This is a genomic window from Variovorax sp. Soil_C_17 (assembly GCF_057657265.1).
In genome coordinates, this window is record NZ_JBDGIT010000002.1 from 423,810 (window position 1) to 448,370 (window position 24,561).

Sequence of the window (24,561 nt, forward strand, 5' to 3'; positions counted from 1 at the left end):
CACCGAACCAGGAGCCGCATGGACGAGACCATCCAGAAGCTGGTGACCGCACGGCGCCAAGCGCTCGCGGGCGTCGACGACGGCCACAGGCCCTGGGGCCTGGCGTTGTCGGGTGGAGGCATCCGCAGCGCGACCTTCTGCCTCGGCCTGCTCAAGTCGCTGGCCGCGCGCCGGCAACTGCTCAGGTTCGACCTGGTCTCCACCGTCTCGGGCGGCGGCTACGTCGGCGCCACCCTGGGACGGCTGTGCACCAACGCCAGGTCGGCCGAGGAGGTGCGCGAGATCGAGCGCGCCTTCGGCGACGTCGACCGTGCACGCTTCGGCTGGTGGCTGCGCGGCAACGGCCGCTACCTGATCCCCGGCGGCCTGCGCGACACGCTGTTCGCCGGCGCGCTCTACCTGCGCAACCTGCTGGGCACGCACATCGAGATCGCGATCGCCGCCGGCCTGATCGGCATGGTGCTGGCCGCCGTCAACCTGCTGCTGTGGGACTCGGTGTTCCGCGCGGTCGACCTCAACAGCGTGCCGCCCGACTCGGTGGTCGGCGTCAGCGACCTGGCCAGCGTGCATTCGCTGCGCCTGCTGGTCCAGTGGGCCACCCAATGGCCCACGCTGTGGTTCACGCTGGTGGGCCCCTTCATCGCCTCCGTGGTGCTGGCCTGCGGCTACTGGTCGGTGCGCGACAGGAAATCCACGGCCTTCATGCTGCTGCAGGTGGCGATGTGGTGCGTGCTCGCCGCCGCCGCCTGCTGGGTCGGCCCGCAGCTGGTGCGCCACTACAGCGGGGCGCCGTGGCTGGCGCCGGCCTTCGTCGGCTTCGCCATGTGCTGGGTCGTGGCACTGCTGTGGGTGCTGTGGCGCAGCCGGAAGCGCTCGCCCGCCGAGCTGCGCAACGACCTGACCGATGGCCTCGCCTCGGTGATCAACACCGCGCTGCTGATCGTGATGCTGGGCCTGCTCGATCGCGCCGCCTGGTGGATTGCGGCCGAGAGCCAGGACCTGCGCGCCTTCTACGGCGCCACCTTGCTGGTGGTGGCCGCGGCGCTGCGGGGCGTGCTGCCGATGCTGCTGTCGCAGAAGCAGCAGGCGCCCGGCATCGGCAAGACGATGGTGCTCAGCCTGGCGAGCCTGCTGGGCCTGCTGCTGGCCTTCTGCCTCGCAGCCTGGTGGGTGGGCGTGGTGTACGCGGCCACGCTGCTGCCGGTCTTCACGCAGGGCGGGCTGGACTTCTCGCGCGGCTGGGTCTGGCTGGGCACCATCTTCGTCATCGTCTTCAGCTATGCGCTGGTGACGGGACGCAACTTCGGTTTTCTCAACGTCTCCTCGCTGCACATGTTCTACAAGGCGCGGATCGTGCGCGGCTACCTGGGCGCGGCCAATGCGCGGCGGCTGGGCGCCAGCCCGACCGACCAGGTGTCGGGGCTGGCGCCGCCGCAGGTGCCGGTGGGCCAGGTCGACGCGCATGACGACATCTCCCAGCTGCACTACGCGCCGCACCTGCACGGCGGGCCGGTCCACCTGGTCAACGTGTGCATCAACCAGACGCACGACACCAAGCAGAAGCTCTTCAACCGCGACCGCCGCAGCCTGCCGCTCACCATCGGTCCGCAGGGCTGGATGCAGGCCGGCGGCGCCGGCTGGGCGCAGGCGCACGGCGACGGCGCGCTCACGCTGGGCGCGTGGACCGCGATCTCGGGCGCGGCCTTCGCCCCCGGCCTCGGGCGCCTGACCAAGCGCGGCATCGCCGCGCTGTCGGTGTTCGCGGGACTGCGCCTGGGCTACTGGTGGAACAGCGCCGAGGCCGGCATCGTGCAGAGCGGCGCCGCCGTGCACGGCAGCCCGCTCTTGATGAAGACCCGCTTCATGCTGCTCGAATGCTTCGGCATCTTTCCCGGCAGCAGCTCCGCCAACTGGTACCTGAGCGACGGCGGCCACTTCGAGAACACCGGCGCCTATGCGCTGCTGCGCCAGCAGGCGGCGCTGATCGTGATCGCCGATTGCGGCGCCGACCCGGACTACCGCTTCTGCGACCTCGAGGTGCTGATCCGCCGCGCGCGCATCGACCTCAACGCCGAGATCACCTTCATGAAGCCGCGGCCCGGTGCCGACTGGGCGCACCTGGGCGCCTTCGGCTCGCTCAACGACCTGGCCTCGTCCAACAGCCAGGCGTGCCTGGCGCTGGCGCAGGTGCGCTACGCCAGCGGCGCGACCGGGCAGATCGTGCTGGTCAAGCCCAATGTCTCGGCCGCGCTGCCGGTGGACCTGGTGAACTTCAAGGCCGCCAATCCGCTGTTCCCGCAGCAGCCCACCACCGACCAGTTCTTCGACGAGGCGCAGTGGGAGAGCTACTTCCGCCTCGGCGCCGAGATCGGCACGCGCCTGGAAGCCGAGATGCTGGAGCAGGTGGCGCAGGGCGCGCCCGGCATGTTCGTGCCCGACGACGGCCAGCCGCAGGCGGTCGTGAAGGCAGGCGCCGCACAGGTCGGCGCCGAGGGGCAGGACAAGGACGGCGCCACCGCGGCCGCCGTCGGCTCGATGAGCCGGCTGCAGGCGCGCGTGATGCGGGCCGGCGCGGTCACCGCCTCGGTGGGCATCGGCACCGCCGCCACCTTCGGCGTCGCGGCCTGGCAGGGCATCGACAGCTGGCGCGCGCAGCGGGCCGAGACGGAGAAGTCCGAGAACAGCTCTTTCAAGGAACTGACCGAGCGCTGGGCCCGCCTGCAGGCGAGCGCCCCGAGCGCCCCGAGCGGCGATGCGCCGGCGCAACTCGCGGCCGAGCTGCTGCGCACCGGCGACCTGCTGTGCCGCGACGGCCGCGACAATTTCATGGCCAAGTTCCGGCTCTCGGTGCGCATCGTGGACGACGCCAAGCAGGCCTGCGCCAAGGAGCCGCCGGAGGCGCGCGCGCCGGCCTGCGCGCGCCTGCTCGACGCCGGCAACGGCATCGACTGCCTGCAGCCGGCGCAGGCGCCGCCCTGCGCGCCGCGCTACTGGGCGCGCGACTACACCGGCCAGGTCGGCTCCAAGCAGAACTGCAGCGGCATCCTGCCTACGCCGTTTCCGGCGGTGGTGTGGCTGCGCGACCGCTTCCTGGACCTCATGCCCGAAGGGCCGCAGGTCGCGTCGGTGGAGGTGCCGATGACGAGGCCGCCCGTGCCGCGACCTTACCCGGTGCCGGCGCCGGGTCCGGGTGTCGCGCCGTCAAACGGCGCCGAGGCACCCCAGCCGCCACCGCCGCCCGCGCCCGATGTCTGCGCGGGCACGGTCGTCTACATCCAGATCTACGGCCCCGCGCTGCGCGACAAGGTGCGCAGCTGGCGCGGGCCCTGGCGCACGCTGGGCGCCTCGGTGCCGCCCATCGAGGACGTGCTGAGCACCTCGCGCCGGGCCGGACGCTCGCCGCCGGTGGGCCATCCGGAGCCCACCGTGATCATCCGCGACGAGAAGACGCGCCCCTGCGCCCAGGCCCTGATCCAGACCGCCGCCTCGCCCACCGGCCAGCCCTGGGCCATCAAGCTGCGTCCGCAGGGCGGCGCCGAGACGAAGAGCAACATCGAGGTGTGGCTGCCGCGCACCGGCGGGCCGCTGGCGAACTGAAGGCATGGGTGCGCTGAATCGCTGAAATGAAACCTGCGTCCTCCGCGATGCGAGCCAAGCCGCTATCATTGACCTGTGTACGTTTTAACGTACGCTAACCGGCACCTTAGGAGAACTCGATGGCCACACTCGTCACCGCCAGCCAAGCACGCGCCAGCCTGTATCGGCTTATCGACCAAGCTGCCGAATCCCACCAGCCCGTGCTGATCTCCGGCAAGCGCAGCAGCGCAGTCTTGGTATCGGCCGAGGACTGGCAGGCGATTCAGGAGACCCTTTACCTTCTGTCGGTTCCCGGCATGCGTGAGTCCATCAAGAAGGGCATGGCCGAGCCTTTGGATAAGAGCGCAAAGGCAGTTGCCTGGTGAAGTGGACCGTGGTTTATGCCAAGCATGCGTTGAAGGATGCGAAGAAGCTATCGGCTGCGGGGCTGAGGGAGAAGGCTCAAGAGCTTCTCGAAGTCTTGGCCAACGATCCATTTCAGAATCCGCCTGCTTATGAGAAGCTTGTAGGGGACCTTGATGGGGCCTATTCGCGCCGAATCAACATTCAACATCGACTTGTCTACGAAGTATTCAAGAAGAAGCGCACCGTGCGTGTGCTGAGAATGTGGTCGCACTACGAATGAAGCCGACAACGAAGCCCCGGCAAGGCACCCATCCGAGCTCGACGAGCCGGTTCCAGGCCAAGCGATCACGGATGACGGTTTAGGAGCAAAACCATGGCAACCAACGGCAGGCCCGTCGTGATCGTGCGGCCGGAGCAGCTCGGCTTCGGCGACAACAGCGTGAGCCCCTCGGACTTCGGCCGGCACATGCTGGCGGAGGGGGACTCGTGGTTTTCGTTTGGCTCGCTCCTGGGCAACAACCTGCTGAACCGGCTGGTCTTCACGCGCAGCACGCTGGTGACCAGCACCGCGCGCCCCAGCGACACGCTGGCCCACATGGTCGACTGGTGGCGCGACCCGGCCTTCGCGACGCTGCTCGCCGACGGGCCCCGCAGCTGGCCCTTCGATGCCATCCTGCTGAGCGGCGGCGGCAACGACCTGATCGACGCCGTCAGCGATCGCCTGGTCGGCCAGCAGCTGCTGCGCCTGCTGCCGGCCGGCAGCGACCCGGCTTCACCCGAAGACTGCATCCATCCCGAGGCCTGGGCGGCGTTCGAGACCTATCTGCGCGCCAACTTCGCGATGGTGTCGCAGCTGGCCGCCGGCAGTCCGCACAACGCCGCCACGCCGATCTTCGTCCACACCTACGACTACGCCACGCCCAACGATCTGCCCGCGGCGCCGGGCCGCGGGCCCTGGCTGCTGCCGGCGCTGAGGGCGCACGGCATTCCCGAGCCGATGCACCAGCCCCTGGTCGACCACCTGATGGAGCGCCTGGCCGGCGTGGTGCGCACGCTGGGCCTTGCGAACGTGCACGTGATCGACACGCTCGGTACGCTGACCCGTGCGGACGCCGGCGCCACCGGCGACAGCAACGACTGGCTCAACGAGATCCACCCCAATCCGCAGGGCTACGGCAAGCTGGCCTTGGTGTGGCGCGCCACCGTCGAAGCCGTCGTCGCGCCCTGAATGCCCGCGCGGACCAGGCGCAGCGCGTGGCGCGCGATCACGGCCTCCTCGTCGGTTGCGATCACCCACGCGCTGGCCGGCGAGCCGGGGGCCGAGATCACGCGGTCCTCGCGTCCCTCGGGCTGGGCCGCGGGGTCGAAGTCGATGCCGAGCCAGTCCAGCCCGCCCAGCACGGCGGCGCGCACCCGCGCCGAGTTCTCGCCGATGCCGCCGGTGAAGACCAGGGCATCGATGCCGCCGAGGGATGCCGCGAGCGCACCGGCCTGGCGACGGATGCAGGCGCAGAAATACGCGATCGCCTCGCTCGCGTGCGGGTCCTCCGAGGCCTCCAGCTCGCGCATGTCGTGCGAGATGCCCGACAGGCCCTTGAGGCCCGACTCCTTGTAGAGCAGGTCGGACAGGCGCGCCGCGTCATAGCCGTGCGTTTGCAGCAGGTGCAGCAGCACGCCCGGGTCGATGGCGCCGCTGCGCGTGCCCATCGGCAGGCCGTCGAGCGCGCTGAAGCCCATCGTCGTGTCGATCGAGCGCCCGCCGCGCAGCGCGCACATCGAGGCGCCGTTGCCCAGGTGGGCGACGATCACCCGTCCTGCGGCCTCGTGCGGCGCGAGCTCGGCCAGGCGCCCGGCGACGTACTCGTAGGACAGGCCGTGGAAGCCGTAGCGCCGGATGCCGGCCTCGAAGTAATCGCGCGGCAGTGCATAGGCTTCGCTCAGGAAGCCGCCGCCGCGGTGGAAGGCGGTGTCGAAACAGGCGACCTGCGGCACGCCGGGGAAAGCGCGCAGGGTGGCCTCGATGCCGACGATGTTGTTCGGCAGGTGCAGCGGCGCCAGCGGCACCAGGGTGCGCAGCGACGCCAGCACCGCATCGTCGATCAGCGTCGAGGCGCTGAGGCGCGCGGCGCCATGCACGACGCGGTGGCCGATGGCGGCGAAGCGCAGCTGCGGGAACTCGGCCTGCATCAGCGCGAGGATCGCGGCCAGTGCGTCGCCATGGCCGACCCGGTCACCCGCGGGCAGGTCGTCGTCGTGCAGCACGCGGCCGTCCGCGGCCTTCGCCGCGAGGTGCGCGCCGGCACCCAGCCCATCGACCTGGCCTGCGGCCGCGCGGCGCAAGAGGCCATCGGCGCCGATCGAGAACAGCGCAAACTTGATCGAGGACGAGCCGGCGTTGAAGGTGATGATGTGATCGGACATGAGGCTTGCCTGTTCGTGTGGCCGTCGCGGTTTCAGTCCGAGCCGGGCCGCCACACCTGCGCCAGCACCGCGAGCCGGCTCTTGAAGCTGTGCCGCTCGTCCGACAGCGCGTCGATGAAGTCCGAGAGCCGCTTGGACTTGATCATGGTGTAGAAGGTGAGCCAGGTGGTGAATCCGCCCACCACGCCGAACCACAGCAGTTTCTTCCACAGCGGCGAATCGGCTTCGGCCAGCAGGTTCATCCCCAGGAAGCCGGTGGTGACCGTGCCGATCAGGCCGAAGAGCGTGACCACCGTGAGCCGCACCACCGTGTTGGCCTGGCGGCGCAGGCTGTCGGCGTCGAGATAGGTGTTCATGTCGGCGATGCGCTCCTTGACCTCCTCATAGAGCGGATCGAGCCCCAGGTGCGTGGCGCACAGGTGCGACAGCGCGCGCACCTGCGCCTGCTCCGAGATCTCGTGGAACCAATAGCGGTGCGTGAAGCGCAGGAAGCTCTCGAAGCTCGAGCGGATCGCGCGCTTGAAGTTCTTGACGCTCGCGATGTCGTGCACGTCGAGCCGGCGCAGTGCCTCGACCAGGCGGTCGGAGAACATCAGCAGCGCCGCTTTCTGGAAATGCGCGATCAGGAACAGCAGGAAGTGCTGGTGCCGGAACTGCGCCAGCACGCCGCGGTCGCGGCAGCAGAAGAACTCGGAGTCCGCGGTGCCGATCACGACCAGCGAACGGCCGCTGCACAGGTAGCGCGTGTTCGGCGCGCTGCCGGCGTCGACCCAGAAGCGGTCGTAGCAATAGCGCTGCTCGAAGTCCGCCAGGTGCTCCTCGGCGAAGGGCAGGGGGCCGCTGCCGCCGACCGCGGGCTCGGCCGCGCCGGTGACGAGCGCCAGGCGGATGAAGTCGGCACGCGAGAGCCGGCGCGGATCGTCGAGCGCGAGGTAGGCCATCAGCGGCATGCGGTAGTACTCGAGCTGGCGAAAGCGCAGCGCGCCCGGCTCCCCCGAATGGTCGCTCACCAGGGGCAGCATCAGCCAGGCCCAGTGCGCGGCGATGCGCGGTGCGCGGTGCTCCGCCACATGCTCGAGGAAGAGGTCGCGCTGCTGCGCATCGGAGCTCGCGAGCACGCGCCCTTGGGCATCCAGCCACTCCACGCTGGCCATGCAATGCAGCGCCGCGCCCTGGGCATCCCAGCCGCCCGGGTAGGCACGGCCGAAGCGGTAGAGGACCTCCTGCGCCTGCGGCAGGCTCAGGTCGTCGGTGCCGACTTCCATGTTGAGCATCACCACGTCGACGTCGAAGAAGAAATACAGATCGGTGTGCACCACCTGCAGCGTGACGGGCGCATCGCCCGGGCGCGCCATCACGCGCACGGCGGCGATGTCGCGCCGGCGGAAGACGCGCATCGGCGACTCTCCGCCCGTGCCGCCGGCCTCGCGGCCGCGGCGGCCTTCGCCGTAGAGGAAGCGTTGCACGTAGGGCAGGAAGCTCACGAACTCGTTGTAGTGACGCTCGTGGAAGCCTTCGCTGCTGCCCGTGTATTCGTCGACTTCCTCGCGCCAGGGCGAGGCATCGCCCGATTCCTTGAGCACTTGCCAGGGACTGCGCCGCTTCTGCTCTGGTGGCGCCTGCGTCGGCATCAGGCGCAGCGGCCACAGCAGGGTTGCGCGCAGGTGGCGCACGGCGGGCGCCGTGCCGGCGTTCGCCGCCTGCGCCGCAGCCTCTAAGGTTGGAGTGATCTGCTGCATGCCGCGAGTGTAGGCATGCGGGCGAGGAAGCGGATGTGGGTGTCTAGGGAAATCCCTGATTGGTGCTGAAACCGGTTTCAGTAAACTGGACCCACCCTCCGGAATGCCCTTCTTCGGTGCCTTCGCAAGCGCGAATGCACCCGCCCCGAACCCCCATCCCCCGTGAACTACCAATTCCAGTTCGACGCCGTCTTCGCCGCCTGGCCGCTGCTGCTGAAGGGCACCTGGATCACCATCCAGCTCTCGCTCGTGGCCACGCTGCTCGGCCTGGTGGTGGCCATCTTCTGTGCCTGGGGCAAGACCTCGGGGCCGGGCTGGCTGCGCTTCGTCGTCAACGCCTACATCGAGGTGATCCGCAACACGCCCTTCCTGGTGCAGTTGTTCTTCTTTTTCTTCGCGCTCCCGGCCGTCGGCCTGCGCTGGTCGCCCTACACCGCGGCGCTCACCGCGATGGTGGTCAACCTGGGCGCCTATGCCACGGAGATCATCCGCGCGGGCATCGAATCCATTCCCAAGGGCCAGATCGAAGCGGGCAGGGCGCTCAACCTCAAGCCCTGGGAGATCTTCCGCTTCGTGATCATCAAGCCGGCGCTGAAGGCCATCTACCCCGCGCTCACCAGCCAGTTCATCCTGCTGATGCTGAGCTCCGCGGTGGTGTCGGTGATCTCGGCCGACGACCTGACCTCGGTCGCCGCCAACCTGCAGTCGCAGACCTTCCGCAGCTTCGAGATCTACATCGTCGTGGCCGGCATCTACCTGGCGCTCGCGCTCGCGTTCTCGGCGCTGTTCAAGCTGATCTACCGGCGCACGCTCAACTACCCGGACCGTCGCTGAGGCCCTGTCAAACATGCGTACCTTCGGCTTTCCCGACTTCCTCTTCATCCTCGAAGCGGCCAAGTGGACCTTGGCGCTGTCGCTGATCGCCTTCATCGGCGGTGCGATCCTGGGGCTTTTCATCGCGCTGGCGCGCACTTCGGAAAGCAAGACCGCGCGGCTTCTGTCCACCGGCTTCATCCAGATCTTCCAGGGCACGCCCCTGCTGCTGCAAGTGTTCCTGATCTTCTTCGGCGCGCCGGTGATCGGCTTCGACATCAACCCGTGGGTCGCCGCCGGAGTGGCGCTGGTGCTCAACAGCGCGGCCTTCCTCGGCGAGATCTGGCGCGGCTGCATCGAGGCGATTCCGCGCGGCCAGGCCGAGGCCGCGCACGCACTCAATCTGGGCTATGCGAGCCGCATGCGCGACGTGGTGCTGCCGCAGGCCTTCAAGATCGCGCTGGCGCCGACCGTGGGCTATGGGGTGCAGATCATCAAGGGCACGTCGCTCGCCGCGATCATCGGCTTTACCGAGGTCACGCGGGCCGGCCAGATCATCAACAACGCGACCTTCCAGCCGCTGTACGTGTTCACGACCGTGGCGGCCATCTACTTCGCCATCTGCTGGCCGCTGTCGCTCATGGCAGCGCGCATGGAGCGCCGGCGCGCACGGGCGCTCGCTCGCTGATTGCGCCTTTTTCTTTCCTCTTCACGTCCTCAAATCACGGAGCCTTCCACATGACCCTCTTCACCACCCGCCGCGCCGCCATCGCCGCGCTCGGCCTCGGCGCCGCGCTGACCGCCTTCGCACCGCTCGCCTCGGCCCAGTCCATGGCCGACATCAAGAAGAAGGGCGAGGTCACCATCGGCATGCTGGTCGACTTTCCGCCCTACGGCACCACCAATGCGCAGAACCAGCCCGACGGCTACGACGCCGACGTCGCCAAGCTGCTGGCCAAGGACTGGGGCGTCAAGGCCAACATCGTGCCGGTCACCGGCCCGAACCGCATCCCCTTCCTGCTGACCAACAAGGTCGACCTGCTGGTGGCTTCGCTGGCGGTGACGCCCGAGCGTGCCAAGCAGGTGCAGTTCTCGCAGCCCTACGCGGCCGCGACCATCGTTCTCTACGGCAAGACCGGCAGCAACATCAAGAGCGCGGCCGACCTGAAGGGCGTGCGCGTGGGCGTGGCCCGTGCCAGCACGCAGGACGTGGCCGTGACCAAGGCAGCGCCCGAGGGCACCGAGATCCGCCGCTTCGACGACGACGCCTCGGCCATGCAGGCGCTGATCTCGGGGCAGGTCGACGCCATCGGCTGCTCCGTCACCGTGGCGGCGCAGATCGCCAAGCGCGTGCCGGCCAACACCTTCGAGAACAAGTTCACCCTGGTGCAGCAAGCCATGGCGATCGCCATGCGTCCGGGCCAGGACGAGCTCCTGAAGAACGTCAACGAGTTCGTGTCGAAGAACACGGCGAACGGCGAGCTCAACAAGCTCTACAACAAGTGGCTGCAGACGGAACTGCCGAAACTCAACTGAGCGTCTCCATGAACCACGCAGTCGCTACCCACGCCGGTGCCGAATCGATCATCCGCATGGATGCGGTGAACAAGTGGTACGGCACCTTCCAGGTGCTGACGGGCATCGACCTGTCGGTGCGCACCGGCGAGCGCATCGTGATCTGCGGGCCTTCGGGCTCGGGCAAGTCGACGCTGATCCGCTGCATCAACCGGCTCGAGACGGTGCAAAAGGGCAGGATCGTGGTCGACGGCATCGAGCTCACGGCCGGCGGCAAGAACGTCGATGCGGTGCGTGCCGAAGTCGGGATGGTGTTCCAGCAGTTCAACCTGTTCCCGCACCTCACCATCCTGCAGAACTGCACGCTGGCGCCGATGCGCTCGCGCGGCATGTCGAAAGAGCAGGCCGAGGAGGTGGCGATGAAGTACCTCACGCGCGTGCGCATCCCGGAGCAGGCCCACAAGTACCCGAGCCAGCTCTCGGGCGGGCAGCAGCAGCGCGTGGCGATCGCGCGGGCGCTGTGCATGTCGCCCAAGATCATGCTGTTCGACGAGCCCACCTCGGCGCTGGACCCCGAGATGGTCAAGGAAGTGCTCGACACCATGATCGGCCTGGCCGAGGACGGCATGACCATGCTGTGCGTGACGCACGAGATGGGCTTCGCGCGCAGCGTGGCAGACCGCGTGATCTTCATGGCCGATGGCAAGATCGTCGAGCAGGCGCCGCCGGGGGAGTTCTTCGGCAGCCCGAAGCACGAGAAGACGAAGCAGTTTCTCGGGCAGATCCTCAGCTCGCATCAGGCGCACTGAAAAGCTCAAATGAATGTATTGATCTCCCTGTCGTCCTTTGGCGCTGCCGAGGTGGGGCGGCACGGGCAGCTGTGGTGTGCGCGGCTGGCGCTGGAGGCGGGAGCGGACGGCGTGGAGGTGCGGGAGGAACTGCTGCGCGACGCGGCGGGCGAATTGCCTGCGCTGGCCGGCCTGGCAGCGGTCTACTCGAGCCCCCAGGGGCTGTGGGCGCATGACGGAACCCTGGATGAAGGCGCGCTCGTACGCGGCCTGGCTGCGGCCGGCACACTGCGCGCGCACCGGCTCAAGATGTCGATCGGGGGCTTCGGCGCAGCTTCGCATGCCTCGCTGCCGCGGCTGAAGTCGCTGCTCGATGCGCAGGCGGTGGAGCTGTTGATCGAGAACGACCAGAGCGTCGGCGCCGGCACGCTGCCCGCGCTGCAGGCTTTCTTCGGTGCGGCCGACGCGGCCGGGCTCGACCTGGGCATGACCTTCGACATGGGCAACTGGCATTGGGTGGGCGAATGCCCGCTCGCGGCCGCCCGGGCGCTGGCGCCGCGCGTGCGCTACGTGCACTGCAAGGGCGTGCAGCGCCTGCCCGCCAAGTGGGTGGCGGTGGCGCTGGCCGACTCGCTCGCGCCCTGGCGCGCCGTGCTTCGGGTTTTGCCTGCCGATGTGCCGCACGCCATCGAATACCCTCTGGTCGGCGACGATCTGCTTGCCGTCACGCGCGAGCAGGTCGCGCACATCCGTTCGCTGAAAGTCCTGCCATGACCAGTTCCGAATTCGATGTCGCGCTGTTCGGCGAAGCCATGCTGCTGCTGGTGGCCGACCAGCCCGGTCCCATCGAGAACGCCACCGTCTTCCACAAGCGCACCGCCGGCGCCGAAACCAACGTCGCGATCGGCCTCTCGCGGCTGGGCCTGAAGGTCGGCTGGGCCAGCCGGCTCGGCACCGACACGATGGGCCGCTCGCTGCTGGCGACCATGCAGGCCGAGGGCATCGACTGCTCGCATGTGACCACCGACCCGGCGCAGCGCACCGGCTTCCAGTTCAAGGGCCGCGTGACGGACGGCAGCGACCCGCCGGTCGAGTACCACCGCAAGGGCTCGGCCGCAAGCCACATGGGGCCGGCCGACGTGGACGAGGCCTGGCTGCGCTCGGCGCGCCACCTGCATGCAACGGGCGTGTTCGCCGCCATCTCCGACACCTGCCTGCAGGCTTCGCTGAGGACCATGGAGGTGATGCGCGCGGCCGGGCGCAGCATCTCCTTCGACCCCAACCTGCGGCCCACGCTGTGGTCCTCGACCGAGACCATGCGGCACTGGATCAACGAACTGGCCGCGCGCGCCGACTGGGTGCTGCCCGGCCTGGAAGAGGGCCTGCTGCTCACCGGCCAGAGCACGCCGGAGGGCGTGGCGCGCTTCTATCGCGAGCGCGGCGCGAGGCTGGTGGTGGTCAAACTCGGCGCGCAGGGCGCCTACTACGACAGCGACGCGGCGGGCAGCGGCCGCGTCGAGGGCTTTCCGGTGGCCAAGGTGATCGACACGGTGGGCGCCGGCGACGGCTTCGCGGTGGGCGTGATCAGCGCGCTGCTCGAGGGCAGGACCGTGCCCGATGCGGTGCGCCGCGCCGCCTGGATCGGTGCCCGCGCAGTGCAGGTGCTGGGCGACACGGAAGGCCTGCCGACGCGGGCGCAACTGGACGAGGCACGGCTGTGACGCGCAAGAAGGTCCTGGTCTTCCGCGAACTGCCCGAGGACCAGCTGGCCCGCCTGCAGGCGGCGCACGAGCCCACGGTGGCCAACCCGCGCATCGCGGCGCAGCGCGGCGCCTTCGAGGCCGCGCTGCCCGAGGCCCGGGCCCTGATCGGCTCCAGCTTCCCGGTCGACGAGGCGCTGCTCGCGCGCGCGCCGAAATTGGAAGTGATCTCCAGCGTCTCCGTGGGCGTGGACAACTACCCGCTGGCGGCGCTGCACGCGCGCGGCATCCAGCTGTGCCACACGCCGGGCGTGCTCGACGAGACGGTGGCCGACACCGTCTTCGCACTGCTGATGGCGACCAGCCGCCGCGTGGTCGAGCTTTCCAGCCTGGTGCGCGAAGGCCGTTGGACGAAGAACATCGGCGAGGATCTGTTCGGCTACGACGTGCACGGCAAGACGCTGGGCCTGCTGGGCTTCGGCCGCATCGGCCAGGCCATCGCCCGGCGCGCGGCCCTGGGCTTCGGCATGCCGGTGCTCTACCACGCGCGGCGCGCCGTCGACCTGGCGGCGCAGGCGCCCGAGCTGCTGGGCCGGGCGGCGCACACGCCGCTGGACGAATTGCTGGCGCGCGCCGATGTCGTGGTGGCCATGCTGCCGCTGTCGGACAGCACCCGCGGCATGATCGATGCGCGCGTGTTCGGCCGCATGAAGCCGGGCGCCATCTTCATCAACGGCGGGCGCGGCGCCACGGTGCAGGAGCGCGCGCTGCTGGCCGCGCTCGACCAGGGCACGCTGCGCGCCGCCGGGCTGGACGTCTTCGCGACCGAGCCGCTGCCCCTCGATTCGCCGCTGCGCACCCACCCGCGCGTGACCCCGCTGCCGCACATCGGCTCGGCCACGCACGAGACGCGGCATGCGATGGCCGAGCTGGCCGTCACCAACCTGCTGAAGGCGCTCGCCGGCGAGCGGCCGCTGGCGGTCTACGACACGGCATCGCCATGAGCAGACGGGCCGCTCCCCAGGCAAATGCCGCAGCCCAAGGCGAAGGCATTCCGATGAGCCTGAAGAACAAGACCGCGCGAGCCACCATCGCCGACGTGGCGAAGGAAGCCGGTGTCTCCAAGGCCACCGTGTCGCGCTTCCTCAACCACCGCGATCGCCTGCTGAGCGACGACATCGCCGCGCGGGTCGAGGCCGCGGTCGCGAGGCTGGCCTACACGCCGAGTCCGATGGCACAGGCCCTGAGCCATGGACGCTCGCGCCTCATCGGCCTGATCGTGGCCGACATCACCAACCCCTATTCGGTGGCCGTGCTGCGCGGCGCCGAGAAGGCCTGCCAGGAGGCCGGCTACCTGGTGATGCTGTTCAACCTCGGCAACGACATCGACCGCGAGCACGAGGCCATCGATGCGCTCGCGGGCTACCATGTGGACGGCTTCATCCTCAACACGCTGGGCCGAGGCGCCGGCCTGGTCGATGCCGACGCGCTGCACGGCAAGCCCGCGGTGCTGGTGGACCGGAGGCACGAGGGCATGCACACCGACTTCGTCTCGCTGGACAACGCTGCCGCGATGAAGGCCGCCTGCGACCACCTGGTCGAGGGCGGGCACCGCGAGCTGCTCTACATCACCGAGCCGCTGCAGGGCGTGAGCTCGCGGCGCGAGCGGACGGCGGCCTTCGCCGACTGCATCGCGGCGCACCAGCCGCGCGTTGCCGGCGAGGTGTTCGAAAGCACCGGCGAGGACAACGACGCGCTCGACGCTGCCCTGCGCGCCCTGCGCAAGCGCGCGAGGGGCGGGCGCCGCGCCGCCGTGCTGTCCGGCAATGCGATCGTGACCCTGCGGGTCGCCTCGGCGATGGCGCGCCTGGGCTGGCATTTCGGTGTCGAGCTCGGCTTCGTGGGCTTCGACGATCCCGAATGGGCGCCCCTGATCGGGCCGGGGCTCAGCGCCGTCGCCCAGCCCACGGACGCCATCGGCCGCACCGCCGCGACCTGCCTGATCGAACGGCTGCGCGGGCTCGACGGGCCGCCGCGGCAGCTGCTGCTGCCGGGGGAACTCGTGGTGCGAGGCTCCTCGGGCGCGGCGTGACTCCCTCTCCCCCTGGGAGAGGGCCGGGTGAGGGCACCGGACCTTCGATGTGAACGCAGCGCCCACCGGCGCAGTCGCTTCGCGCATCAAGCTTTATCGAGCCGCATTGTTGGCAATCGGGAAACGGACAACTTCCCCGCGACGTCTTTGAGAGGCAATGTCCCGCCGTCAAACTCGGCCTTCATTGCAACGAGCCCGGGCCATCCCCAAGGCCCAGGCTTTTCTTTTTGAAGACCCTGCCCATGAATGCTCCCTGTACCACCTGCGACGATGCCGTGCTCGCGCCTGCGCGCACGCAAGAGCCCACGCGGCCCACCTGGCTCGCGGTCGGCTCCATCGCCGTCGGCACCTTCGCCATGGTCACGACCGAGTTCCTGCCCATCGGCCTCTTGACGGATATTGCGGCCGGCCTCGGCGTCTCCGACGGCACGGCCGGCCTGATGGTCACCATGCCCGGCGTGCTGGCCGCCTTCGCCGGCCCGGCCCTGATCGTGGCCTCGGGCCGGCTGGATCGGCGCACGGTGATGATCGCGCTCAGTGCGCTGCTGGTGGCCTCGAACTTCCTGGCCGCGCTGGCGCCCGACTTCGCCACCATGCTGATCGCGCGCCTGCTGCTGGGCCTGTGCATCGGCGGCTTCTGGACCTTCGCGCCGGGCGCGGGCACGCAACTGGTGCCGGATGCTTCGAAGGCGCGTGCCATGGCCGTCGTGCTGGCCGGCATCTCGGGCGCCACCGTGTTCGGCGTGCCCCTCACCGCCTTCATCGGCAACCTGGCCGGCTGGCGCGCCGCCTTCGGGGCGACCGGGTTGCTCGCGGCGGTGGTGCTGCTGATGCAGATCTGGCTGCTGCCTTCGATGCCGCCGGCGCGCGCCATCCGGCCGCGCGACCTGCTGACGCCGCTCACCCGCCGCATGGCGCAGGTCGGGCTGTTGGCCGTGCTGTTCCTCATCGCCGGCCATTTCGCGGCCTACACCTACCTCAAGCCGCTGCTGCAGCAGAGCTTCGGGCTCGGGCCCGACGCAGTGACGAGCTTGCTGCTGGTCTACGGCGCGACCGGCTTCGTCGGCACCTTCTTCGGCGGCAGCCTGGTGGCGCGCAGCGTGCGCGTGGCCGCGCTGGCGGCGGCGCTGCTGCTGGCTGCGGCACTGGTGCTGTCGACACTGGTTGGCAGCGGCATGCTGGGCGGCGCGCTCGTGGTCGTGGTCTGGGGCGTGGCCTTCGGCCTGATCCCGGTGGCGCTGACCGGCTGGATGATGCAGGCGGTGCCCGATGCGCCCGAGGCCGGGCAGGCGCTGCTGGTGAGCGGCTTCCAGGTCGCCATCGCCAGCGGTGCGCTGGCCGGCGGGCTGGTGGTGGACGGCTACGGCATCGCGAACACGATGCTGATGAGTGCCGCGCTCGTGCTGGTGGCCGCGGCCGTCATCGGCATGCTGGGACGGGCGCCGCGCACGCTGGCCCTGAGCGCTTCGGCCGAGCGGTCGTAGCGGCGTGGTTCAGGCGTTGGCGCTTGTCGTTGCGACCCGCCGGACGGACAGGGTCCAACGACGCCTCCGTGCTCGATGGCGCCGAGGATGCGGCGGACCTTCTCGCTACCGAGTTCGTTGATGGCGAACTCGGCGGGCGTCTTGCCATCGAGCAAGGCATGAGGCGTTGCCATCCAATCCGAGGGCGTTCTCTCCGAACACCACGATAGCGCGGTCCAACAGGTCTGCGTGTCTGAGTACCTGTTCCGTCATGATCGGTTCAGAGACGGCTGGACTGCGTCCTTACTCGACCTCGGCGATCAGCTCGATCTCGACGCAGGCCCCAAAGGGAACCTGCGCCACGCCGAACGCGCTGCGCGCATGCGCGCCCTTCTCGGAGCCGAAGACTTCGGCGAAGAATTCGCTGGCGCCGTTGGTCACCAGGTGCTGCTCGGTGAAGGTCGGCGTCGAGTTGACCAGGCTCATCACCTTGACGATGCGCTTGATCTTGTTCAGGTCGCCGATGGCCGCCTTCAGCGTGCCCAGGAGGTCGATCGCGACGGCGCGCGCCGCCTGCTTGCCTTCCTCGGTGCCGAGCCCGGCGCCGAGCTGGCCGACCCAGGGCTTGCCGTCCTTCTTCGCGATATGGCCGGAGAGGAAGACCAGCTTGCCGGTCTGCACGAAAGGCACGTAGGCGGCAGCGGGGATGGCGACCGGCGGGAGGGTGATGCCGAGGCTTTTCAGTTTGTCGTCGATGCTCATGAGGGTTCCTTGTCGGGGTCTTGGAATGGGGATTGTGTCTGGGTCTGGGACTGCACCTGCTGCACCTGCTGCACCGCCGGCGCGGCCTCGGCCCGCAGCTCCTCCAGCGGCCGCACCGTGACGCCGACCGACAGGGTGTGGCGCGCGCCGCCGTGCAGCACGCCGCGCATCGGCGAAACATCGGAGTAGTCGCGGCCGATGGCCAGCGCCACGTAGTCCTCGCCGGGCTGGCGGCCGTTGGTGGGGTCGAAATCGGCCCAGTCGCCCGGCCCGTCGGCGCCCGGGATGTAGACCGAGACCCAGGCATGCGAGGCATCGGCGCCGAGCAGCCGCGGCTGGCCCGGCGGCGGCTGCGTCAGCAGGTAGCCGCTGACGTAGCGCGCCGGCAGCCCCAGGGTGCGCAGGCAGGCGATCATGATGTGCGCGAAGTCCTGGCACACGCCGTGGCGCTGGGCCAGGGCCTCGATCGCCGGGGTGCTGATCTCGGTGCTGCCGCTGTCGTAGACGAAGTCGGTGTGCATGCGCAGCGCCAGGTCCATCGCGGCGTCGAAGAGCGGGCGGCCCGGCGCGAAGCTCGGCCGCGCATAGGCGGCGAAGTCGTCATGCCGGGGCACGTAGTGCGAGGGGAAGACGAATTCGGCCGCGGCATCGAAGCGCGTTTCCTTGGCGTAGCGGAAGCGCTCGCGCACCTGCTCCCAGGGCAGCTCGCGCGCCGCGGCGGGCGAGAGCACGGGCGTGGCGGTCTCGACCACGCTCTCGGCCGTGACCACCAGCTCCTCGTGGGTGGAGTCCAGGGCGAAGAAGGCCCGCGCGTTGCCGTAGACGTCGGGCGACTCGCTGCGTTGCGCGGGCTCCGGACTGACCGTGAGCGCGTGGCTCACCAGCCGCTGCGACGGCGTGGCCCGCGGCTTGAGGTGCGCCAGATGCTGGGCGGTTTCGACGGCGGGCGAGTACGCGTAGCGCGTTTCGTGGGTCACGTGCAGGAGCATGGTCGGCCCTATGCCCCGACGGAGTGGAGCGATTCCAATGTCAGGGTGAAGTAGCGGATGCCGATCGCATCCGACACATGGTAGGCCGCGGTCTCGCAGGTCTCTAGCAGCTGCGCCAGCGCGAGGTAGTCCGCGCGTGGGCCGGCCTCGCACAGGTGCTCGAGGGTCCAGGTGCCCGGGTCGGGCAGCTCGTGCGACAGCGCCGTGAGCTTGCCCGGCGCGCTGCCCGCGAGCCGCGCGATGCGCCCGCGCAGCGTCTGCGTGACCCAGGCCAGCGAGCGCGGGTTGTCGCCGTCCAGCACCAGCAAGTCGACCAGGGTGGCGACGTCGCGGCGCTGCTGGTAGCGCGCGTGGAAGGTGATGGTGCTGTCGAACAGCGCGACCATGGCCTCGAAGCCGTTCATGTCGTGTACCGAGCCGAGCTCGAAACCGGCGGCCAGCGAGCTGGAGAGGAAGGCCAGGCGTTCGATGTGACGGCCGATGGAGAGCAGGCGCCAGGCATCGTCGCGCGTCATGCGGTCGGTCTGGGCGCCGGTCATGGCGGACAGGGCGGTGCTGGCGGACTCGAGCATGCGCAGCGCGGCGGCGCTGGCGTAGCCGCCTTCGCCGCGCTCGCCGGCCTGCTCGGCGCTGCGGCGCAAGAACTCGGCCTCGGCGCGCACGATCTGGTTCCAGTGGTCCGGCGACAGGCGCTCGCGCACCGCGGCCGCGGCCTGGCGCACGCAGCGCAGGCTGTAGCCGACGCTGCCGCCCTCGTCGATGTCGCCCAGCTCGGCGATCAGCGCGCGCTCGAAGACGCGCCGCGAGCGCGGCAGGCTGGGCACGTCGCGCGGCACCAGCGCGTTGCGCCGCGCCATGTCGTGCAGCCAGGTCAGCAGGCTGGGCGACGAAGGGTCCTCGCCGCCGAGCAGATCCAGCGTGAGCCGCGCCAGGCGCACGGCGTTCTCGGCGCGCTCGGTGTAGCGGCCCAGCCAGAACATGTTCTCGGCCGCGCGGCTGGTGACCGGCGCGCGGTGGCGTGCCAGGGAGGCCGGCGTGCTGTGGGCCTGCAGCAGGGTGGTGCGGTCGACTTCGCCGTGGGTCTGCACCCACACGTCGGCACTGCTGCCGCCGCGCTGCATCGAGGCGATCTGCGCGTCGGCCGCCGCCAGCCGTGCCAGCCCGCCGGGCAGCACGCGCCAGGACTGCGGGCCGACGCAGACGGCGAAGACGCGCAGCAGCACCGCGCGCGGCGCGATGTGGCCCGCGCCGAGGTCCTGGCTCCAGGTCGGCATCTGCGCGATCGGCAGGTAGTTCTGCACCGTGTATTCCTCGCCCTCGCGCACGATGCGGCCGGCCCATTCGTCGAGCTCGCGGCGGCTCAGGCGGCTGCCGAGCTGGGTCTCGAAGCCGGCATGCCCGTCCTCGCCGGCATAGGTGGGCTTGATGGTGCAGCCGGCCAGTTGCGGCAGCACGGCCTCCATGGCGGCCCGCTCGCCGCACCACCAGGTGGGCAAGGCCGGCAGCAGCAGCTTTTCGTTCAACAGGCGGCGCGCCAGTGCGGGCAAAAAGCCGAGCAGCGCAGGCGATTCGAGGAAGGCCGAGCCGGGCGTGTTGGCCACCAGCACGTTGCCGGCGCGCACCGCCTGCAGCAGGCCGGGCACGCCCAGGGTGGAATCGGCGCGCAGCTCCAGCGGGTCGAGGAACTGGTCGTCCAGGCGCTTGATCAGCCCGTGGACCGGCCGCAGGCCCTGCAAGGTCTTGAGGTAGAGCCGCTGGTCGCGCACCGTGAGGTCGTTGCCCTCGACCAGCGTGATGCCCAGGTAGCGCGCGATGTAGGCGTGCTCGAAGTAGGTCTCGTTGTAGGGTCCGGGCGTCAGCAGCACGATGTGCGGCGGCTGGCCGGCGGGGCACATGTGCTGCAGGCCCTCCATCATCGCGTTGTAGGTGGCGGCCAGGCGCTGCACGTGCAGCGCCTCGAAGGCTTGCGGGAACTGCCGCGCGATGGCCAGGCGGTTCTCCAGCAGATAGCCCAGCCCCGAGGGCGCCTGGGTGCGCTGCGACACCACCCACCAGTTGCCGTCGGGGCCGCGCGCGAGGTCCAGGGCCGCGATGCGCAGCCAGGTGTCGCCCGGCGGCCGCACGCCGTGCATGGCGCGCAGGTAGCCCGGGTTGCCATGCACCAGGGCGGGCGGCAGCAGGCCTTCGGCCAGCAGATTTTGTGGGCCGTAGACGTCGGCCAGGACGCGATCGAGCAGGCGCACGCGCTGCAGCGTGCCGGCCTCGATCGCGGCCCAGCTCTCGGGCGGAACGATCAGCGGGAAGAGATCGAGCGACCAGGGCCGCTGCGGGCTGTCGGTGTCGGCATACACGTTGTAGGTGACGCCGTTGTCGCGGATCTGGCGCTCCAGGCTGATGGCGCGGCGCGGCAGGTCGCTGAAACCGTCGGTGCCGAGTTGCTCGAAGAAGCCGGCCCAGTGCGGCGCCAGCGGAGCGCGTTCATCGGCCGGGGCTTCGGCCGGGCTGGCCGGGGGCGGGGATGATGCGTCGTGCAGCGGCGCCGGCTGCGAGGGCACGCCGAGCCGCGGCACGCTGGCCGGCGTGGCGAGGCCGCGCAGCTCGTCGAAGTGCCCGGGCGCGGCCGGCGGCGCGAGCGACGAGGCCAGGGCGGCCGGCGATTCGAGGGCCTGGGCGTCGAAGAGGGATTCGTTCAATGGGTCCAAGGTGCGTCGATTGTCACACCGTGGTCATGCCTGCGCGCTCGTTCAGCGTCGCAGGTCCAGCGTGAACGGGAATTCCCGGCTGCCCGCGATCTCGATGCTCGCCGGCGGCGTGCGAAGCAGTCCCGGCGAATGGCCCATGCGCGAGAAGCGCGACAGGCGCCGGCTCTCGGCCTCGTAGGCATTGACCGGGAAGGTGTCGTAGCTGCGCCCGCCCGGATGCGAGACGAAGTACTGGCAGCCGCCCAGCGAACGCTTCATCCAGGTGTCGACGATGTCGAAGGTCAGCGGCGCATGCACGCCGATGCTGGGGTGCAGCGCCGAAGGCGGATTCCAGGCCTTGTAGCGCACGCCGGCCACGAACTCGCCGGCCGTGCCGGTGGGCTGCAGCGGCAGCACCTGGCCGTTGACGGTGATGACGTAGCGGCTCTCGTTGAGGCCGGTCACGCGCACCTCGACGCGCTCCAGCGACGAGTCGACATAGCGCACGGTGCCCCCGGCCGAGCCTTCCTCGCCCATCACGTGCCAGGGCTCGAGCGCGTTGCGCAGCGAGAGCTCGACGCCCATGGCCTGCACCTGGCCCACCAGCGGGAAGCGGAACTCGAAATGCGGCGCGAACCAGACCGGGTCGAAGGCGAAGCCGGCCTGGCGCATCTCGCTGATCACGTCCTCGAAGTCCATCTTGACGAAGGTGGACAGCAGGAAGCGGTCGTGCAGCTCGGTGCCCCAGCGCGTGACGGGGGCGCGATAGGGCGCGTCCCAGAAGCGCGCCACCATGGCGCGCAGCAGCAGCTGCTGCGCGATGCTCATGCGCGCATGCGGCGGCATCTCGAAGGCGCGCAGCTCCAGCAGGCCGAGGCGGCCGGTGGTGGCGTCGGGCGAATAGAGCTTGTCGATGCAGAACTCGCTACGGTGCGTGTTGCCGGTGACGTCGACCAGGATGTTGCGCAGCGTGCGGTCGACCAGCCAGGGCGGCATGTCCTCGCCGTGGACCTCGCGGCTGCGCGCGATCTGGGCCAGCGCGATCTCGAGCTCGTAGACCTGGTCGTTGCGCGCCTCGTCCACGCGCGGCGCCTGGCTGGTCGGGCCGATGAAGAGGCCCGAGAACAGGTAGCTGAGCGAGGGGTGGTTGTGCCAGTAGAGCAGAAGGCTGGCGAGCAACTCGGGCCGGCGCAGGAAAGGGCTGTCGCCGGGCGTGGCACCGCCCAGCACGAAGTGGTTGCCGCCGCCGGTGCCGGTGTGGCGGCCGTCGGTCATGAACTTCTCGGCCGACAGCCGGGTCTGGAATGCCGCGCCGTAGAGGAACTCGGTGTGCTCCACCAGCTCGCGCCAGTTGTGGGCCGGATGGATGTTGACCTCGATCACGCCCGGATCGGGCGTGACCTGCAGCAGCTTGAGGCGCGGATCGCGCGGCGGCGGATAGCCTTCGATCACCACCCGCAGGTCGAGCTCCCCGGCGGTGGCCTCGACCGCGGCGAGCAGGTCGAGGTAGTCCTCCAGCCGCGCCAGCGGCGGCATGAAGATGTAGAGCACGCCCGAGGCATTGCCGAGCTTCTCGGCCGCCGGCCCGTTGGCGCGGCGCGGGTCGCGCACTTCCACGCACAGGGCGGAGCGCGTGATCCAGTGGGCCGACTCGCCGCGCTGCGGATGGCGCAGCGTGCCCGGCTCCCCCGCGGCCTGGGCGCGCGCCGCGGCGGCATTGCCGTGCGCGGCCTGGAAGCGCACGGCGCTCGGCGACTGTTGCGGCGTGCCGAAGTCGTAGGGCACTTCGACGAGGTCGGGCGCGCCGCCCGGCATGCCCTCGTAACGCGACCGGAACAGGGCCGAGGCGGGCAGGGGCGCGCGCGGCGCGGTGGGGTCGCGCTCGATCAGGTAGGGGTAGTCGCCCTTGCTGGCCCAGGGCTGCGAATCCAGCGGCAGGCGATAGCCCATCGGCGAATCGCCGGGGATCAGGTAGAGGCGGTCGTCGCGCAGGAACCAGGGCCCGGTCTTCCAGCCCGGCCCGGCGAGCGCGGGCGCATCGGTGTCGGCGTTGGCGGCTTCGATGGGCAGCACATAGCCGATGACGGCATCGAGCTTCTGGGTGAAGACGCGGCGCAGGCGCACGCGCTCCATCTCGTCGTCGAGCTTGGAGTCGAAGGGATCGACGTTCACCGGCAGCCGGCGCTCGCGCCAGAGGTAGTAATAGACGTCCTCGTAGCCGGGCTGCACGAAGCGGTCGGTCAGGCCCAGCCGGTGCGCCAGTGCGCGGGTGAAGCGCTGCGCGTCCTCGCTGGTGTAGTGGGTGGGATGGCGCTCGTCGGCGAAGAGCTCGGGGCGCTGCCACACGGGCTGGCCGTCGGCGCGCCAGAAGATCGACAACGCCCAGCGCGGCAGCTGCTCGCCCGGGTACCACTTGCCCTGCCCGAAATGCAGGAAGCCGCCCTGGCCGTACTCGTCGCGCAGCCGGTGCACCAGCTCCGTCGCGTAGCCGCGCTTGGTGGGGCCCAGCGCATCGGTGTTCCACTCGGCGGCATCGCGGTCGGTGGTGGCCACGAAGGTGGGCTCGCCGCCCATGGTGAGGCGCACGTCGCCGGCCGCGAGGCGCGCATCGACGGCATCGCCCAGGGCCAGCACCTCGGCCCACTGGTCATCGGTGTAGGGCTTGGTCACGCGCGGCGACTCGTGGATGCGCGTGACCTTCATCTCGTGGCCGAAGTCCACCTCGGCCTCGTCGACCGCGCCTTCGATCGGCGCCGCGCTGGAGGGCGTGGGCGTGCAGGCCAGCGGGATATGGCCCTCGCCGGCCATCAGGCCCGAGGTGGCGTCGAGGCCGACCCAGCCGGCGCCCGGCAGGTAGACCTCGCACCAGGCGTGCAGGTCGGTGAAGTCGACGCTGGTGCCGCTGGGGCCGTCGAGCGCCTTCACGTCGGGCGTGAGCTGGATCAGGTAGCCCGAGACGAAGCGCGCCGCCAGTCCCATGTTTCGCAGCAACTGCACCAGCAGCCAGCCCGAGTCGCGGCAGGAGCCCGAGGCATTGGCGAGTGTCTGCTCCGGCGTCTGCACGCCGGGCTCCATGCGGATCAGGTAGTTGACGTCCTGCTGCACCTGCTGGTTGAGGCCGACCAGGAAGTCGATGGTGCGCTGCGTCTTGCGGCTGATCTTCTCGAGGTAGGCGGCCACCAGCGGCGTGGCGGGGTCGGCCACCAGGTAGGGCGCGAGTTCCTGCGCCTGCGATTCGGTGTACTTGAAGGGAAAGTTCTCGGCCTGCGGCTCGAGGAAGAAGTCGAAGGGGTTGTACACCGCCATCTCGACCACCAGGTCGACCGTGACCTTGAACTCGCGCGACTTCTCGGGGAACACCAGCCGCGCGAGATAGTTCGCGAAGGGGTCCTGCTGCCAGTTGACGAAGTGCTGCTCGGGCTCGACCCGCAGCGAATAAGAGATCACCTTGCTGCGGCAATGCGGCGCAGGACGCAGGCGAACCACCTGAGGCCCCAATTGCACCGGACGGTCGTATTTGTAGTGGGTGACGTGGTGGAGTGCGGCGTGGATGGACATTTTTTTCTAAAGCGTCGAGGGGGCCTCTGAACGAGGACGCATACTAGCCCACAGGCATAGCAAGTAGCGCGCCACAGAGTGCAGCAGAGGGAGTGATT

19 protein-coding genes and 1 pseudogene are annotated in these 24,561 nt (G+C 69.9%); 13 read left to right on the plus strand and 7 right to left on the minus strand.

Features of this window, described 5'->3' with window-relative positions; genetic code table 11:
• Positions 1-18: 18 nt before the first annotated feature.
• The 4 genes from AC3A6Y_RS10670 to AC3A6Y_RS10685 all read left to right on the plus strand — a co-directional run bounded on the left by AC3A6Y_RS10670 (position 19) and on the right by AC3A6Y_RS10685 (position 5,170).
• Entirely contained in the window at positions 19-3,597 is a 3,579-nt protein-coding gene (locus AC3A6Y_RS10670) for a patatin-like phospholipase family protein (protein WP_487868195.1), read from the plus strand.
• A gap of 119 nt (positions 3,598-3,716) precedes the next feature.
• Positions 3,717-3,962: a type II toxin-antitoxin system Phd/YefM family antitoxin gene (locus tag AC3A6Y_RS10675; protein WP_487868196.1), complete on the plus strand. Its 246-nt coding sequence runs from the start codon at positions 3,717-3,719 to the stop codon at positions 3,960-3,962.
• Entirely contained in the window at positions 3,959-4,222 is a 264-nt protein-coding gene (locus AC3A6Y_RS10680) for a Txe/YoeB family addiction module toxin (RefSeq protein ID WP_487868197.1), read from the plus strand. Before AC3A6Y_RS10675 ends, AC3A6Y_RS10680 begins: the two co-directional genes overlap by 4 nt.
• A gap of 93 nt (positions 4,223-4,315) precedes the next feature.
• Positions 4,316-5,170: a hypothetical protein gene (locus AC3A6Y_RS10685; protein WP_487868198.1), complete on the plus strand. Its 855-nt coding sequence runs from the start codon at positions 4,316-4,318 to the stop codon at positions 5,168-5,170.
• Here the strand turns inward: AC3A6Y_RS10685 and AC3A6Y_RS10690 are convergent.
• Both AC3A6Y_RS10690 and AC3A6Y_RS10695 read right to left on the minus strand, forming a co-directional pair.
• On the minus strand, positions 5,113-6,363 hold the full coding sequence (locus AC3A6Y_RS10690) for an acetate/propionate family kinase (RefSeq protein ID WP_487868199.1): 1,251 nt from the start codon (positions 6,361-6,363) through the stop codon (positions 5,113-5,115). The genes AC3A6Y_RS10685 and AC3A6Y_RS10690 overlap by 58 nt on opposite strands.
• Before the next feature lie 32 nt (positions 6,364-6,395).
• Positions 6,396-8,102 (minus strand): hypothetical protein, encoded by a 1,707-nt coding sequence (locus AC3A6Y_RS10695; RefSeq protein ID WP_487868200.1) that lies wholly within the window; start codon positions 8,100-8,102, stop codon positions 6,396-6,398.
• Positions 8,103-8,264: 162 nt separating this feature from the next.
• Here AC3A6Y_RS10695 and AC3A6Y_RS10700 point away from each other — a divergent pair, with 162 nt between their 5' ends.
• The 9 genes from AC3A6Y_RS10700 to AC3A6Y_RS10740 all read left to right on the plus strand — a co-directional run bounded on the left by AC3A6Y_RS10700 (position 8,265) and on the right by AC3A6Y_RS10740 (position 16,494).
• A complete protein-coding gene (locus AC3A6Y_RS10700; RefSeq protein WP_487868201.1) occupies positions 8,265-8,936 on the plus strand; it encodes an amino acid ABC transporter permease in 672 nt (223 codons plus the stop codon).
• A gap of 13 nt (positions 8,937-8,949) precedes the next feature.
• On the plus strand, positions 8,950-9,603 hold the full coding sequence (locus tag AC3A6Y_RS10705; protein WP_487868202.1) for an amino acid ABC transporter permease: 654 nt from the start codon (positions 8,950-8,952) through the stop codon (positions 9,601-9,603).
• 50 nt (positions 9,604-9,653) lie between these two features.
• Entirely contained in the window at positions 9,654-10,451 is a 798-nt protein-coding gene (locus tag AC3A6Y_RS10710) for a transporter substrate-binding domain-containing protein (RefSeq protein ID WP_487868203.1), read from the plus strand.
• Between the two features lie 8 nt (positions 10,452-10,459).
• On the plus strand, positions 10,460-11,239 hold the full coding sequence (locus AC3A6Y_RS10715; RefSeq protein ID WP_487868204.1) for an amino acid ABC transporter ATP-binding protein: 780 nt from the start codon (positions 10,460-10,462) through the stop codon (positions 11,237-11,239).
• 9 nt (positions 11,240-11,248) lie between these two features.
• Positions 11,249-11,992 (plus strand): glutamine ABC transporter ATP-binding protein, encoded by a 744-nt coding sequence (locus AC3A6Y_RS10720; RefSeq protein WP_487868205.1) that lies wholly within the window; start codon positions 11,249-11,251, stop codon positions 11,990-11,992.
• Positions 11,989-12,939 (plus strand): sugar kinase, encoded by a 951-nt coding sequence (locus AC3A6Y_RS10725; protein WP_487868206.1) that lies wholly within the window; start codon positions 11,989-11,991, stop codon positions 12,937-12,939. Before AC3A6Y_RS10720 ends, AC3A6Y_RS10725 begins: the two co-directional genes overlap by 4 nt.
• Positions 12,936-13,922, plus strand: coding sequence for a 2-hydroxyacid dehydrogenase (locus AC3A6Y_RS10730; RefSeq protein WP_487868207.1), 987 nt, complete (start codon positions 12,936-12,938; stop codon positions 13,920-13,922). The genes AC3A6Y_RS10725 and AC3A6Y_RS10730 overlap by 4 nt, the downstream gene beginning before the upstream one ends.
• A gap of 53 nt (positions 13,923-13,975) precedes the next feature.
• On the plus strand, positions 13,976-15,010 hold the full coding sequence (locus tag AC3A6Y_RS10735; RefSeq protein WP_487868208.1) for a LacI family DNA-binding transcriptional regulator: 1,035 nt from the start codon (positions 13,976-13,978) through the stop codon (positions 15,008-15,010).
• A gap of 242 nt (positions 15,011-15,252) precedes the next feature.
• On the plus strand, positions 15,253-16,494 hold the full coding sequence (locus AC3A6Y_RS10740) for an MFS transporter (protein WP_487868209.1): 1,242 nt from the start codon (positions 15,253-15,255) through the stop codon (positions 16,492-16,494).
• Positions 16,495-16,571: 77 nt separating this feature from the next.
• Here the strand turns inward: AC3A6Y_RS10740 and AC3A6Y_RS10745 are convergent.
• The 5 genes and pseudogenes from AC3A6Y_RS10745 to AC3A6Y_RS10765 form a co-directional block, all read right to left on the minus strand.
• A pseudogene (locus AC3A6Y_RS10745) lies at positions 16,572-16,667 on the minus strand (antitoxin Xre/MbcA/ParS toxin-binding domain-containing protein); the annotation flags it as partial.
• 109 nt (positions 16,668-16,776) lie between these two features.
• On the minus strand, positions 16,777-17,235 hold the full coding sequence (locus AC3A6Y_RS10750) for a RidA family protein (RefSeq protein WP_487868210.1): 459 nt from the start codon (positions 17,233-17,235) through the stop codon (positions 16,777-16,779).
• Positions 17,232-18,224: a transglutaminase family protein gene (locus tag AC3A6Y_RS10755; protein WP_487868211.1), complete on the minus strand. Its 993-nt coding sequence runs from the start codon at positions 18,222-18,224 to the stop codon at positions 17,232-17,234. The genes AC3A6Y_RS10750 and AC3A6Y_RS10755 overlap by 4 nt, the downstream gene beginning before the upstream one ends.
• Positions 18,225-18,232: 8 nt before the next feature.
• Positions 18,233-20,926, minus strand: coding sequence for a circularly permuted type 2 ATP-grasp protein (locus AC3A6Y_RS10760; protein ID WP_487868212.1), 2,694 nt, complete (start codon positions 20,924-20,926; stop codon positions 18,233-18,235).
• 42 nt (positions 20,927-20,968) lie between these two features.
• On the minus strand, positions 20,969-24,463 hold the full coding sequence (locus AC3A6Y_RS10765) for a transglutaminase family protein (RefSeq protein WP_487868213.1): 3,495 nt from the start codon (positions 24,461-24,463) through the stop codon (positions 20,969-20,971).
• Between the last annotated feature and the right edge of the window lie 98 nt (positions 24,464-24,561).